This window comes from Streptomyces deserti (assembly GCF_054782695.1).
Genome location: NZ_BAAGRZ010000007.1, coordinates 167,474 through 179,981, shown reverse-complemented (window position 1 = coordinate 179,981; position 12,508 = coordinate 167,474). Strand labels below are relative to the sequence as shown.

The following is a 12,508-nucleotide window of genomic DNA, read 5'->3' as shown; positions in this document are numbered from 1 at the left end:
TCACAGCTCCTTTGCCAGCTTGTGAATGAAGTCGCGTGACCGTTCGGGATCGAGCGATGCAGCCTCCACTTTACGGAAACGCGTTCGATAGGCGTTGAGCTGAGCTTCGGAATCGATGAAGACCGAGCCGTGGGGCGCGTCACGTACCACCGTGTCCAGTTTGGGTACGGGGCCACCCACATACGTCATGCTGCTTGAGGCTCTGGAGAAGCCGTCCAGATCCAAGGGGATGACGCGCAGGGTGATGTGGTCTGCCTCGGAAAGCTCGACGAGGCGGGCGAGTTGCGTCCGGGACGCGGCGCGGTCGCTGACCCTGATGCGCAGGGCCGCCTCGTGGATCACCACTTCGTAGGGGGTGGTGACCTCCTGGCGTGCCATGCGGTGGTGGACACGCAACTCAAGTTCCTCAGGGGTGAGTTCGGGAATCCTGGCAGAGAACACGGCGCGAGCGTAGTGCTCGGTCTGCAGCGGGCCCGGCACGAACAGGATCGCTACCTCGCGCCGGAACGAGGCATGGTGATCCAGCTCTGACAGGTCCAGGAACGACGTGGGCAGCAGGCCTCGGTACTCCTCCCACCAGCCGCGCGTCCGGTCCGTGGCCATCGTGACCAAGGCGTCGATGAACTCCTCGTCCGTGCAGGCGTAATGGGACGCGAGGCGGCGTAGTCGTTCCTCGCTCACGCCCGCGAGTCCGGATTCGATGTGGCTGATCTGGACGCGGCCCGTTCCCAGTAGCGCCGCCGCCTCGCGAGCCGTGAGTCCTGCGGCCTCACGGAGCCTGCGCAGCTCGACTCCCAGGCGCACCTGGCGTGCCGTTGGTTCGCGCCTCAGGGTCATCGCTTGCTCCTCGGCTCAACACGCCTGTAGGCGCGACTCGTTCAGGGCCAGATTACGCGATCGGCTTGCTTCGTATGACAGGTTAGACCTACTGTCGGTGACGCGACGCATACGCTGCGAAACGCCGGGATCCCGGAAGCGCACCGCTCCGTCCTGCCATGACGGCTGTGGAAATGACACCGGCTGGTCCTCACGTAACTCCCCTCATGCGAAATGGAGTTGACGCATGCCTGAAAACGAGCCCAACGAGCCCCGGGAGTACGCGCTGTACATCCCGAACGACCTGCGTGCCGTCACCGTCAGTCGCCGTACTCTCCGGCTGATCCTCACCATGCACGGGCTGATCCGCCTGGCCGACGTCGCCGAGCTGCTGGCGACGGAGCTGGTCTCCAACGCCGTACGCCACACCAAGGGGCCCGCCGCCCTTCGGGTGCGCTGGTCCGCGGGGGTGTTGCGGATCGGGGCGTGGGACGCCGACCCGGAGCCGCCCGAGCCGCCGGAGCCGTTCGACCAGGCTGCCGATCTGGAGGAGGGGTGGGGTCTTGCGCTGGTCCGGGCCTGTTCCGACCTGTGGGGCTGGCAGCCGCTGACGAGAGACGGCAACCGGGGGAAGTACGTGTGGTGCGAGCTGACCTCGGCGGCGTGAACGTTTTCTCGCCCCCCGAAAGGGTGAACGCATCCCGATCGCCCGGACGACCCATCCCTTGATCCACGTAGGTTGCGCACATGGTCACATCAGCTCACGAGGGCATGCACCGCATCTTCCAGGAGCGGCCCGAGATCCTCACGCCTGTTTTCGAGGTGCTGAGCGTCGAATTACCCGAGAAGGCGGCAGTGGACGCGATCGTCTCCGATGTGACGGAGGCCAAGCCCTTGGCGCGGCACGTCGACACCGTGCTGCGTGTCACCGCCGCCGACGGCGACGCCTTCCTCCTCGCCGTGGAGGCGCAGGAGCGGCGGGACCCGAAGAAGGAGTCGAGCTGGCCGTATTACATCGCGTATCTCAATGCGAAGTACGGCCTGCCCGTACTGCTGCTCGTGGCCTGCCGGGACCGGGCCACCGCCAAGTGGGCCGCCGGCCCGTTCCAGTGCGGAGCCCGTGGCTGGATCGCCCAGCGGACGTATCCCTTGGTCGTGAGTCCGGACAACATCCCGCCGGTCACCGACGAGAGAACGGCTGTCGAGAAGCCCGCCATGGCGGCGTTCTCCGCCCTGGTACACGCCAATAATCCTGACAACGACGTCATACTGGAGGCGCTGTCCCGTGCCCTCGCGCGGCTCGCCCCTGACGTCTCGGACTACATCTACCAGTTCCTGGACGCGGCACTGGGGAATACCCCTGCCGGAGACAAGTGGAGGAACCTCGTGACGTTCGTCAACTACTTCCCCGGCCGTGGAACGGTCATGGAGCGGGCCTACCTCGACGGCAAGGCCGAGGGCAAAGCCGAGGGCAAGGCCGAAGGCGAGGCCAAGGGGATCCTGTCCGTGCTGGAAGTGCGCGGCATTCCGGTATCCGACAGTGTGCGCGAGCGCATCACCACCTGCACCGATGTCGACCGCATGGACGCATGGCTGGAGCGTTCCCGCACGGTCGAGCGGGCCGAGGATCTGTTCGCCGAGGACCCCGAGGAAGGCTGACCTTTAGAGTGCCCGGATGAGCATCATCGGGGTCGGTATCGACGTGGCCGAGATCGACCGGTTCGCGGCGTCCCTCAAGCGGACGCCCGGGCTGGCTGAGCGGCTGTTTCTGCCAAGCGAGTTGCTGTTGCCCAGCGGGGAGCGGCGGGGGGTCGCCTCGCTCGCTGTTCGGTTCGCTGCCAAGGAGGCGCTCGCCAAGGCGCTCGGTGCGCCTCCCGGGCTGCACTGGACCGACGCAGAGGTCTACGTCGAGGACAGTGGGCAGCCACGGCTCCGGGTGAGTGGAACCGTGGCTGCCCGCGCGGCCGAGCTCGGTGTGCGGTCATGGCATGTGTCGCTGAGCCATGACGCCGGAGTGGCCTCGGCTGTCGTCATCGCCGAGGGGTGACGTTCACCGAGGCCCGTTCCTGCAAGTCGGCCCTCAGCAGATCGACTGACTGCTGTTCACCAGCCTGTTGTTGCGAAACGTCGTGTTCTCGCCGCACGGGCTTTCCCGTATCGCCGAGTTGGTCACCGTAAGGTTCTGGATGGTGATGTCCCGGTTGTTCGGGAACTCCGAGCGGGCCGCCAGGCGGATCTCGCCGCCGCCCGTGACGGTGCCGCTCTGGGCGGCGAGGTTCACGTTGTAGCAGTTCTCGATCAGGACCGAGTTGTTGCCGGTGTTCGAGATCGTCACCCTGTCGATCGTCGCGCCGCCGCTCTCCGAGACGCAGAAGACGCCCCGGCCGCCGCCGCGTGCGATGACCTCGCCGACGCGGATGTTGGTGGGGTACGAGCTGCCGACGCGGCCGTTGCGGTTGGCCATGCGGAAGGCCGCGTAGCCGGTGCCCGTGCCCGCGTTCTCCGCGTCCACCTTGGTGACCGTGGCGTTGATCGTCTGGTTGAGCAGCAGGCCCGACTCACCGACGTTGCGGGCGGTGACCGTGCCGATGGTGATGCCGTCGACGCCGTAGGTCTCGACCGCGTGGCTGGAGGCGCCGGAGACGTAGACGTTGTCGATGCGGACGTTGCGCGTCCACTGGCTGGTGTCGCCGCGGTTGTCGATGCGGACGCCGAGGCCGCGTGAGAGGCGCATGTCGATCTGGCCGAGCGTCACGTTTTGGACGTTGCGCAGGAAGATGCCGTACAGCGGGGTGCCGGTGAGGTTCAGGTGCTGGACCTCGACGTCCCGGGTGCCCCGGGAGTAGACCGGCGCCTGGTCGCCGGAGCCGGTGCCGGTGACGTTGATGGTGCCGCAGACGTCGAGCACGGTGTAGCTGGGCAGGGAGATGCGGGATCCGGCGGACATCGAGCCGGAGCCGCGGACCACGACCCGCTCCTTCGACGTGCGCCCCGACGTCAGGCTGTTGACCGCCGCCTGGACGGCCGCGCGCATGTCGGTGCCGGTGTAGACCGTGCTGCCGCCGCGGCGGGCGGTCCAGTTGCTGCCGTTCTGCACGGCCTCGGCCTGGTACGAGCCCTCGCCGCAGGCGGCCGCGGCCGCGGTGGCCGTCGCGGTCTGCGTCGACGTCGTCGGGGCGGCGGTGGCGGACAGGGTGCCGGCGGCGGTGAGGAGGGCGGCGGCGCCGGTGGCGGCGAGGAGTGCGGCTCTGCGTCCCATGGGGGTGGGGTCCTCTCGTCGAATCGATTCGACTGAATCGATTCATCCTGTGGGGGGCCGTGAGTTTGGCAAAGGCATGGCAAAGCGTCAATGGATGCGACGGAGTTGGTCGGTACGGGACACTCGACCGCATGCGTACTGCGTACAGCGTGGAGACGGTCAGGACGGCGGAGCGGGAGCTGATGGCGCGGCTGCCGGAGGGGGCGCTGATGCAACGCGCCGCCGCCGGGCTCGCCGCCGCCTGCGCGGATCTGCTCGGGCGGGTGTACGGCAGCCGGGTGGTGCTGCTGGTCGGCAGCGGCGACAACGGTGGTGACGCCCTGTACGCCGGGGCCCGGCTGGCCCGGCGCGGAGCCGGGGTCACCGCGGTGCTGCTCGCGCCGGAGCGTGCCCATGCCGGGGGGCTCGCGGCGCTGCGCCGGGCGGGGGGCCGGGCCGTGGGGACCGGTGCCGCCGAGGAGTTGATCGACCGGGCGGATCTCGTCGTGGACGGGATCGTCGGGATCGGGGGCAAGGGCGGGCTGCGGCCGGAGGCGGTGCCGCTGGCCGCCGCGGCGGAGCGGTCGCGGGCGGCCGTGGTCGCCGTCGATCTGCCGAGCGGGGTCGACGTCGACACCGGGGAGGTGCACGGGGCGGCGGTCCGGGCCGATCTGACGGTGACGTTCGGGACGCACAAGCCGGGGCTGCTGATCGACCCGGCGCGGACGTACGCCGGGTCCGTGCGGCTGGTCGACATCGGGCTGGAGTTGCCGGCCGGCGCCGACGTGGAGGCTCTCCAGCACGCGGATGTCGCGCGGCTGCTGCCGGTGCCGGTCGCGGAGAGCGACAAGTACCGCCGGGGCGTGGTCGGGATCGCCGCTGGGTCCGCGCGGTATCCGGGGGCCGCCGTGCTCGCCGTCGCGGGGGCGTTGCGGGGTGGGGCCGGGGCCGTGCGGTACGTCGGGCCGGCGGGGGACGCTGTCATCGCCCGGTTCCCCGAGACGCTGGTGTCCGACCAGGGGCCGCACAAGGCGGGGCGGGTGCAGGCGTGGGTCGTCGGGCCGGGGGCGGGGGATGACGTCGGCACGGTGGCGGAGGTGCTGGAGGCGGACGTGCCGGTGCTGATCGATGCGGACGGGTTGAGGCTGGCGGAGGTGGACGCGGTGCGGGCGCGTCGGGCGCCGACGTTGATGACTCCCCATGCGGGGGAGGCCGCGGCGCTGCTCGGGGTGGATCGGGGGGTCGTCGAGGGGGCGCGGCTGAGTGCGGTGCGGGAGTTGGCGGGGCGGTATGGGGCGACCGTGCTGCTGAAGGGGTCGACGACGTTGGTGGCCGACTCCGGGGGTGGGGCTGTGCGGGTGAATCCGACGGGGACGTCGTGGCTGGCTACGGCGGGGAGCGGGGACGTGTTGTCGGGGCTGGCGGGCTCGTTGCTGGCGGCGGGGCTCTCCGCGGTGGACGCGGGGAGTGTGGCGGCGTATGTGCATGGGCTCGCGGGGAGGTTGGCCGCGGACGGGGCCCCTGTGGGGGCGCATGATGTGGCTGCCGCTGTTCCGGAAGCCTGGCGGAATGTGACTGGGTAGCTGGGGGCGGGGACTCCTGCCCGCAGCTGAGCGGGGCGGGCGTCCGTAGCCGGGCGGCGCGGCTGTCCGGAGCTGAGCGGGGCGGGCGTGCGGAGCCGGGCGGCGCGGCTGCCCGGAGCTGAGCGGGCGGACGTCCGTAGCCGGGCAGCGCGGCTGTCCGGAGCTGAGCGGGGCGGACGTGCGGAGCCGGGCGGCGCGGCTGCCCAACGGCGGTCGGTCTGTGCCTCCGGGGTGGGTGTCCAGGGCCTCTGAGACACTGGGCGCGATGAACGAGACAGCTGTGCCGCGGACCGGGCCCCTGCGGGCCCGTGCCGAGATCGACCTGGGGGCCTTGCGGGCCAACGTGCGGACCCTGCGTGCCTGCGCGCCGGGCGCGGCCCTGATGGCCGTCGTGAAGTCCGACGCGTACGGCCACGGGGCGGTGCCGTGTGCCCGGGCGGCCGTGTCGGCGGGGGCGACCTGGCTGGGTACGGCGACGCCGGAGGAAGCGCTCGCGCTGCGGGCCCCCGAGGCCGGGCTGCCGGCGGATCTGCGGATCATGTGCTGGCTGTGGACGCCCGGCGGGCCCTGGCGGGAGGCGATCGAGGCCGACCTCGATGTGTCCGTGAGCGGGATGTGGGCGCTCAAGGAGGTCACCGACGCGGCGCGTCTGGCGGGGCGGGCCGCGCGGGTGCAGCTCAAGGCCGACACCGGGCTGGGGCGAGGCGGCTGCCAGCCGGGTGAGGACTGGGCCGAGCTGGTCGGTGAGGCGCTGCGCGCCGAGGCCGAGGGGCTGGTCCGGGTCACCGGGCTGTGGTCGCACTTCGCGTGTGCCGACGAGCCGGGGCATCCGTCCATCGCGGCCCAGCTCGCCCGGTTCCGGGAGATGGTCGCGTACGCGGAACAGCGGGGCGTGCGCCCCGAGGTGCGGCACATCGCCAACTCGCCCGCCACGCTCACCGTCCCCGACAGCCACTTCGACCTCGTCCGGACCGGCATCGCCCTGTACGGCGTCTCGCCCAGCCCCAAGCTGGGCACCCCGGCCGACTTCGGGCTGCGCCCGGTGATGACGCTGTCGGCCTCCCTGGCCCTGGTCAAGCACGTCCCGGGCGGGCACGGCGTCAGCTACGGGCACCACTACGTCACGCCCGGCGACACCACCCTCGGCCTGGTGCCCCTCGGCTACGCGGACGGCATCCCACGGCACGCCTCCTCGGCCGGCCCGGTCCTGGTCGATGGCAAGTGGCGTACGGTCGCGGGGCGGGTCGCCATGGACCAGTTCGTCGTCGACCTGGGCGGGGACGAGCCCGAGCCGGGCGCGGAGGCGGTCCTCTTCGGCCCCGGCGACCGCGGCGAGCCCACCGCCGAGGACTGGGCGCAGGCCGCGGGCACCATCGCGTACGAAATCGTCACCCGGATCGGAACACGAGTTCCGCGCGTCTACGTGAATGACGAACAAGACGGGTAACCCGCACGGGGACCCCCGTCCCGCGATCCCCCCACCGGCGGACGACAGCCGGACCAGCACCCCCGAGAACACCCCGAACAGCGGCCCGACCAGTAGCCCGGCGAAGAGGAGCGGTACGTGAGCGAGAGCAGTGCGGAGGCCGTCGCGGACGCCGCCACGGCGGTCGTCGCCTCCGCCGCCGCGGGAGCGACGGGAGGCTGGCGCCGCGCGACCGGCATCGCGGGCATGGCGATAGGCGTGGTCGCCGCGGGCGCGGCGGCCGGTGTCGCCCTCGAGCGGCTCACCGTCGGCCGGGGCATGCGGCAGAAGGCGCGGCTCGCCCTCGACTCGGCGGGACCGTACGGCGCGCTGCGCGGCACGCCCGGCAAGGCGTACTCCGACGACGGCACCGAGCTGTACTACGAGGTCGACGACGTGGACCCGGAGGCGGCCCCCGCGCTCACCCCGCGCCGCAGGCGGCTCTTCGGCCGCAAGGCGCCCGCCCCCGTCACCGTCGTCTTCAGCCACGGCTACTGCCTCAACCAGGACTCCTGGCACTTCCAGCGCGCGGCGCTGCGGGGCGTCGTACGGACCGTGCACTGGGACCAGCGCAGCCACGGCCGGTCCGCGCGGGGCGTCGCCCAGGTGGAGCGCGGCGAGCCGGTCACCATCGAGCAGCTGGGCCGCGACCTGAAGGCCGTCATCGACGCGGCCGTCCCCGAGGGGCCGATGGTGCTGGTCGGGCACTCCATGGGCGGGATGACGGTGATGGCGCTCGCCGACCAGTACCCGGAGCTGATCCGGAAGCGGGTCGTCGGCGTCGCCCTCGTCGGCACGTCGTCGGGGCGGCTCGGCGAGGTGAACTTCGGGCTGCCGGTCGCCGGGGTCAACGTGGTGCGGCGGGTGCTGCCCGGGGTGCTGAAGGCGCTGGGGCAGCGGGCCGAGCTGGTGGAGAAGGGGCGCCGGGCCACCGCCGACCTGTTCGCCGGGATCATCAAGCGGTACTCGTTCGCCTCGAAGGACGTCGACCCGGCGGTCGAGCGGTTCGCCGAGCGGATGATCGAGGGCACGCCGATCGACGTGGTCGCCGAGTACTACCCGGCGTTCGACAACCACGACAAGACCGAGGCGCTCGCCCACTTCGCGGACCTGCCGGTCCTGGTGCTCGCCGGGGTGCAGGACATGGTCACGCCCAGCGAGCACAGCGAGGCGATCGCCGACCTGCTGCCGGAGGCGGAGCTGGTGCTCGTCCCGGACGCGGGCCACCTGGTGATCCTGGAACACCCGGAAGTGGTCACCGACCGCCTCGCCGACCTGCTCACCCGCGCGGGTGCCGTGCCCGCAGGAGCTACCGTGGGTGGCTATGGAAGCACCAGCAGCACCGCACAACCCGGCTGAGTCCGGTTCGGTTCAGATCACCGTCACCTCTCCCGAGCAGATGCGGGAGCTGGGCCGCAGGCTCGCCAAGCTGCTGCGCGCCGGCGACCTCGTGATGCTCACCGGGGAGCTCGGCGCGGGCAAGACGACACTGACCCGCGGACTCGGCGAGGGGCTCGGCGTGCGCGGCGCGGTCACCTCCCCGACGTTCGTGATCGCCCGCGTGCATCCGCCGCTGGGCGACGGCCCGCCGCTCGTCCACGTCGACGCCTACCGGCTGTCCGGCGGGCTGGAGGAGATGGAGGACCTCGACCTCGACGTCTCGCTGCCCGAGTCCGTGATCGTCGTGGAGTGGGGCGAGGGCAAGGTCGAGGAGCTGACCGAGGACCGGCTCCAGGTCGTCATCCACCGGGCCGTGGGCGACACCACCGACGAGGTGCGGCACGTGACGGTGACCGGGCTGGGGGAGCGCTGGGCGGGGGCCGACCTCAGCGCGCTGTCGGCGTAGGCCGTGTGGCGTCCCATGCGTTCCGACAAGACGTCGGCAAAATCTTGCGTTCACGTCATGGGCGTGGTCACATGGTATCCCGTCCGTAGTTAGGTGTACCTAACTACGCCCGCCCCCGGTCCACAGGAGGCGCCCATGCCGGCCACGGAACGAGACGAGGCGCGCCCGCGCGTGCAGTCCGGGGTGTCCATGCGCGAGCTGCTGGCGGCTTGCGCCGCCGCGCAGACGATCTCGACGCCGCCCCGGTTGCCCGACCCGGAGCTGTCCGGGCCGGAGGTGTCCGGGCCGGTCGAGGAGCACCGCGAGGCCGCCTGAGCCCTGGCTGGCCCAGCCAGTGAGCCCTGTCCGGTCTAGCGGACGACGACGATCTTCCGCCCGATCGTGGCGAACATCCACATCGCGTCGCCGTCCGCCCGCGACTCCCGGATGCCGCCCGTCTTCACCCGGGGATCCGGTGCCGGCGTCGAGCCGTCCACGGCCGCGCTGAAACCGATGGACACGCCGTCCACGCTGGTGAAGCGCACGACGTGCTCGACGGGAGTGCCGTCGGAGCCGGTGACGGCCTTGGAGCGGGACGTGACCCGGTAGCTGCCGGGCGCCGGGTCCACCGCGCTGGGGTAGACCTTGAACGTGCGCTCGACCTTGTCGCCGCCGCCGACCAGCCACACCCGGTCGGCCCCCAGCGCGTAGACGACGCGCTCACCCGTACCGGACCCCGTCGGCAGGGCGGTGGGGTTCGCCTTCTTCCGGGGTGCCTGCGGTGCGCTGGCCGCCGGAGAGGCGCCCGCGTGCGGCTTGCCCAGGCCGGCCGGGACGGTCGCCGAGGCCTGGTAGGCCAGGAAGCCGACCGTCGCGAGGGCGGCCGCGGTGAGCCCGGCCACCATTCCCGAGCTGCTGCCTGCCACCGGCGCCCACCTCCGTGTCGTCCGTCCGTGCCGTGACGGTAGGTGACGGTAGCAGCAGGTGACCGCCCGCCCGGGGCGGCCGTGCCGGGGGCGCGGGAGCCGTAGGCTGTTTGCGTGCTCTTGCTCGCTCTGGATACCGCCACACCCGCCGTCACCGTCGCGCTGCACGACGGCAGGGACGTCATCGCCTCGTCGAGCCAGGTCGACGCGCGCCGGCACGGTGAGCTGCTGCTGCCGGCGATCGACCGGGTGCTCGCCGAGGCCGGTCTGCGCCTCGACGCCGTCACCGGCATCGTCGTCGGCATCGGGCCCGGCCCGTACACCGGACTGCGCGTCGGTCTGATGACCGCGGACACCTTCGGACTCGCGCTCGGCGTGCCCGTGCACGGTGTGTGCACGCTGGACGGCCTGGCGTACGCCGCCGACCTGGAGGGCCCGTTCGTCGTGGCGACCGACGCCCGCCGGAAAGAGGTCTACTGGGCCCGGTACGCCGACTCCCGCACCCGCGTCACGGACCCGGCCGTCGACCGGCCCGCCGACATCGCCGAGCAGGTCAAAGGCCTGCCCGCGGTCGGCGCGGGCGCGCTGCTCTACCCGGACACCTTCCCGGGCGCGCACGAGCCCGAGCACGTGTCCGCCGCCGCCCTGGCCCGCCTGGCCGCCGAGAAGCTCGCCCAGGGGGAGGAACTCGCCGCTCCCCGGCCGCTGTACCTGCGCCGGCCCGACGCCCAGGTCCCCAAGAACTACAAGGTGGTCACCCCGAAGTGACCGGACCCGTGACGCCCGTGCTGCGCGAGATGCGCTGGTGGGACATCGATCCCGTGCTGGAGCTGGAGCGGGACCTGTTCCCGGAGGACGCCTGGTCGCGCGGCATGTTCTGGTCCGAGCTGGCCCATGCGCGCGGGCCGGAGGCGAACCGGCGGTACGTGGTGGCCGAGGCGGGCGAGCGGATCGTCGGGTACGCCGGACTCGTCGCCTCCGGCGAGCAGGCCGACATCCAGACCATCGCCGTGGCCCGCGACCACTGGGGCACCGGCCTCGGCAGCCGGCTGCTGACCGAACTGCTGAAGGCGGCGACCGCGTTCGAGGTCGCCGAGGTGATGCTGGAGTGCCGCGTCGACAACGTCCGCGCGCGGAAGCTGTACGAGCGCTTCGGCTTCGAACCCATCGGTTTCAGGCGCGGCTACTACCAGCCGGGGAACGTGGACGCCCTGGTGATGCGCCTGACCACGGCATCCGGCAGCGGCTCCGCCGCGGGTGCACAGTATCCGACAGCGGCTGAGCCGCCGTCCGTACAAGGAACCGAGATCCATGACTGACGAACCCCTGGTGCTGGGGATCGAGACCTCCTGCGACGAGACCGGCGTCGGCATCGTCCGCGGCACCACCCTGCTGGCCGACGCCGTCGCCTCCAGCGTCGACGAGCACGCCCGCTTCGGCGGGGTCGTGCCCGAGGTCGCCTCCCGGGCCCACCTCGAAGCGATGGTGCCGACCATCGACCGCGCGCTGAAGGAAGCGGGGGTGAGTGCGAAGGACCTGGACGGCATCGCCGTCACCGCCGGTCCCGGCCTCGCCGGAGCCCTGCTGGTCGGCGTCTCGGCGGCGAAGGCGTACGCGTACGCCCTCGGCAAGCCGCTGTACGGCGTCAACCACCTCGCCTCCCACATCTGCGTGGACCAGCTGGAGCACGGCCCGCTGCCGGAGCCGACGATGGCGCTGCTGGTCAGCGGCGGCCACTCCTCGCTGCTGCTGTCCTCCGACATCACCTCCGACGTGCGGCCGATGGGCGCGACCATCGACGACGCGGCGGGCGAGGCCTTCGACAAGATCGCCCGGGTGCTGGACCTCGGCTTCCCCGGCGGTCCGGTCATCGACCGGTACGCCAAGGAGGGCGATCCGAACGCGATCATGTTCCCGCGCGGCCTGACCGGCCCGCGCGACCCGGCGTACGACTTCTCCTTCTCGGGGCTGAAGACGGCCGTGGCCCGCTGGATCGAGGCCAAGCGGGCGGCCGGGGAGGAGGTGCCGGTGCGGGACGTGGCGGCCTCCTTCCAGGAGGCGGTCGTGGACGTGCTGACCCGCAAGGCCGTGCGGGCCTGCAAGGACGAGGGTGTCGACCACCTGATGATCGGTGGCGGTGTCGCCGCCAACTCCCGCCTGCGGGCTCTCGCCCAGGAGCGCTGCGAGGCGGCCGGGATTCGGCTGCGGGTGCCGCGTCCCAAGCTGTGCACGGACAACGGGGCGATGGTGGCCGCGCTCGGCGCGGAGATGGTCGCCCGCAACCGGTCGACGTCCAGCTGGGACCTGTCGGCGGACTCGTCCCTGCCGGTGACGGACCCTCACGTCCCGGGCCACGACTACGTGCACGAGGTCAGCAAGGAGAACCTGTACCCGTGACGGTCGCCTTGATGTGGGAGGCGCGGGCGGTGCCCGGGCGGGGGGAGGAGCTGCTGGCCTGGGTCCGGGCGCAGGAGCTGTCCGAGCGGCCCCTGCGCCGGGAGACCTTCCGGGCGCCGCAGGACCGGGTTCTGGTGATCACCTGGTGGGATGCGCCGTACGACGCGGAGTTGCCCGAACTGCCGGAGCCGGGCGGGGAGTTGGTCACGCGGGCTGTGCACCGGTGGCGGTTCGAGTCGGTGGGCGTGAGCTGACCGA

At 71.9% G+C, this 12,508-nt stretch carries 15 protein-coding genes; 12 read left to right on the top strand and 3 right to left on the bottom strand.

What is annotated here, in order from left to right:
- A complete protein-coding gene (locus ACYVMZ_RS15630) occupies positions 1–837 on the bottom strand; it encodes a helix-turn-helix domain-containing protein (protein WP_461079872.1) in 837 nt (278 codons plus the stop codon).
- Positions 838–1,063: 226 nt separating this feature from the next.
- Between ACYVMZ_RS15630 and ACYVMZ_RS15625 the strand changes: the two genes are divergently transcribed.
- The 3 genes from ACYVMZ_RS15625 to ACYVMZ_RS15615 all read left to right on the top strand — a co-directional run bounded on the left by ACYVMZ_RS15625 (position 1,064) and on the right by ACYVMZ_RS15615 (position 2,863).
- Positions 1,064–1,483: an ATP-binding protein gene (locus ACYVMZ_RS15625; RefSeq protein ID WP_461079870.1), complete on the top strand. Its 420-nt coding sequence runs from the start codon at positions 1,064–1,066 to the stop codon at positions 1,481–1,483.
- Between the two features lie 80 nt (positions 1,484–1,563).
- A complete protein-coding gene (locus ACYVMZ_RS15620) occupies positions 1,564–2,475 on the top strand; it encodes a chalcone isomerase family protein (RefSeq protein WP_461079868.1) in 912 nt (303 codons plus the stop codon).
- A gap of 16 nt (positions 2,476–2,491) precedes the next feature.
- Positions 2,492–2,863, top strand: a complete 372-nt coding sequence (locus ACYVMZ_RS15615; RefSeq protein ID WP_461079866.1) for a holo-ACP synthase — start codon at positions 2,492–2,494, stop codon at positions 2,861–2,863.
- Positions 2,864–2,896: 33 nt separating this feature from the next.
- Here ACYVMZ_RS15615 and ACYVMZ_RS15610 read toward each other — a convergent pair whose 3' ends face one another.
- Complete coding sequence (locus ACYVMZ_RS15610; protein WP_461079864.1) at positions 2,897–4,075, bottom strand: hypothetical protein; 1,179 nt, start codon at positions 4,073–4,075, stop codon at positions 2,897–2,899.
- Between the two features lie 131 nt (positions 4,076–4,206).
- Here ACYVMZ_RS15610 and ACYVMZ_RS15605 point away from each other — a divergent pair, with 131 nt between their 5' ends.
- The 5 genes from ACYVMZ_RS15605 (at position 4,207) to ACYVMZ_RS15585 (ending at position 9,263) form a co-directional block, all read left to right on the top strand.
- Entirely contained in the window at positions 4,207–5,637 is a 1,431-nt protein-coding gene (locus tag ACYVMZ_RS15605; RefSeq protein WP_461079862.1) for an NAD(P)H-hydrate dehydratase, read from the top strand.
- Positions 5,638–5,902: 265 nt separating this feature from the next.
- Positions 5,903–7,084, top strand: coding sequence for an alanine racemase (gene alr / locus ACYVMZ_RS15600; protein ID WP_461079860.1), 1,182 nt, complete (start codon positions 5,903–5,905; stop codon positions 7,082–7,084).
- Between the two features lie 117 nt (positions 7,085–7,201).
- Positions 7,202–8,461, top strand: coding sequence for an alpha/beta fold hydrolase (locus ACYVMZ_RS15595; protein WP_461079858.1), 1,260 nt, complete (start codon positions 7,202–7,204; stop codon positions 8,459–8,461).
- A complete protein-coding gene (gene tsaE / locus ACYVMZ_RS15590; protein ID WP_461079856.1) occupies positions 8,427–8,948 on the top strand; it encodes a tRNA (adenosine(37)-N6)-threonylcarbamoyltransferase complex ATPase subunit type 1 TsaE in 522 nt (173 codons plus the stop codon). Before ACYVMZ_RS15595 ends, tsaE begins: the two co-directional genes overlap by 35 nt.
- A 135-nt stretch (positions 8,949–9,083) precedes the next feature.
- A complete protein-coding gene (locus tag ACYVMZ_RS15585) occupies positions 9,084–9,263 on the top strand; it encodes a hypothetical protein (RefSeq protein WP_461079854.1) in 180 nt (59 codons plus the stop codon).
- A 35-nt stretch (positions 9,264–9,298) separates the two neighbouring features.
- Here the strand turns inward: ACYVMZ_RS15585 and ACYVMZ_RS15580 are convergent, their stop codons facing one another.
- On the bottom strand, positions 9,299–9,853 hold the full coding sequence (locus ACYVMZ_RS15580) for a hypothetical protein (RefSeq protein ID WP_461079852.1): 555 nt from the start codon (positions 9,851–9,853) through the stop codon (positions 9,299–9,301).
- A 114-nt stretch (positions 9,854–9,967) separates the two neighbouring features.
- Between ACYVMZ_RS15580 and tsaB the strand changes: the two genes are divergently transcribed.
- Genes tsaB through ACYVMZ_RS15560 form a run of 4 tightly spaced genes read left to right on the top strand, consistent with a single transcriptional unit; the run spans position 9,968 to position 12,504 of the window.
- The gene (gene tsaB / locus ACYVMZ_RS15575) at positions 9,968–10,621 is read left to right on the top strand and encodes a tRNA (adenosine(37)-N6)-threonylcarbamoyltransferase complex dimerization subunit type 1 TsaB (RefSeq protein WP_461079850.1); all 654 of its coding nucleotides are present in this window, start codon (positions 9,968–9,970) and stop codon (positions 10,619–10,621) included.
- Positions 10,618–11,172, top strand: a complete 555-nt coding sequence (gene rimI, locus ACYVMZ_RS15570) for a ribosomal protein S18-alanine N-acetyltransferase (protein WP_461079848.1) — start codon at positions 10,618–10,620, stop codon at positions 11,170–11,172. Before tsaB ends, rimI begins: the two co-directional genes overlap by 4 nt.
- On the top strand, positions 11,165–12,250 hold the full coding sequence (tsaD, locus tag ACYVMZ_RS15565; RefSeq protein WP_461079846.1) for a tRNA (adenosine(37)-N6)-threonylcarbamoyltransferase complex transferase subunit TsaD: 1,086 nt from the start codon (positions 11,165–11,167) through the stop codon (positions 12,248–12,250). Before rimI ends, tsaD begins: the two co-directional genes overlap by 8 nt.
- A complete protein-coding gene (locus tag ACYVMZ_RS15560) occupies positions 12,247–12,504 on the top strand; it encodes a hypothetical protein (protein ID WP_461079844.1) in 258 nt (85 codons plus the stop codon). Before tsaD ends, ACYVMZ_RS15560 begins: the two co-directional genes overlap by 4 nt.
- The last annotated feature ends 4 nt before the right edge of the window (positions 12,505–12,508 follow it).

Coding starts and splice junctions, on each gene's coding strand:
- ACYVMZ_RS15630 (WP_461079872.1), bottom strand. CDS start 837: ATGACCCTGAGGCGCGAACCAACGGCACGCCAGGTGCGCCTGGGAGTC.
- ACYVMZ_RS15625 (WP_461079870.1), top strand. CDS start 1,064: ATGCCTGAAAACGAGCCCAACGAGCCCCGGGAGTACGCGCTGTACATC.
- ACYVMZ_RS15620 (WP_461079868.1), top strand. CDS start 1,564: ATGGTCACATCAGCTCACGAGGGCATGCACCGCATCTTCCAGGAGCGG.
- ACYVMZ_RS15615 (WP_461079866.1), top strand. CDS start 2,492: ATGAGCATCATCGGGGTCGGTATCGACGTGGCCGAGATCGACCGGTTC.
- ACYVMZ_RS15610 (WP_461079864.1), bottom strand. CDS start 4,075: ATGGGACGCAGAGCCGCACTCCTCGCCGCCACCGGCGCCGCCGCCCTC.
- ACYVMZ_RS15605 (WP_461079862.1), top strand. CDS start 4,207: ATGCGTACTGCGTACAGCGTGGAGACGGTCAGGACGGCGGAGCGGGAG.
- alr (WP_461079860.1), top strand. CDS start 5,903: ATGAACGAGACAGCTGTGCCGCGGACCGGGCCCCTGCGGGCCCGTGCC.
- tsaE (WP_461079856.1), top strand. CDS start 8,427: ATGGAAGCACCAGCAGCACCGCACAACCCGGCTGAGTCCGGTTCGGTT.
- ACYVMZ_RS15585 (WP_461079854.1), top strand. CDS start 9,084: ATGCCGGCCACGGAACGAGACGAGGCGCGCCCGCGCGTGCAGTCCGGG.
- tsaD (WP_461079846.1), top strand. CDS start 11,165: ATGACTGACGAACCCCTGGTGCTGGGGATCGAGACCTCCTGCGACGAG.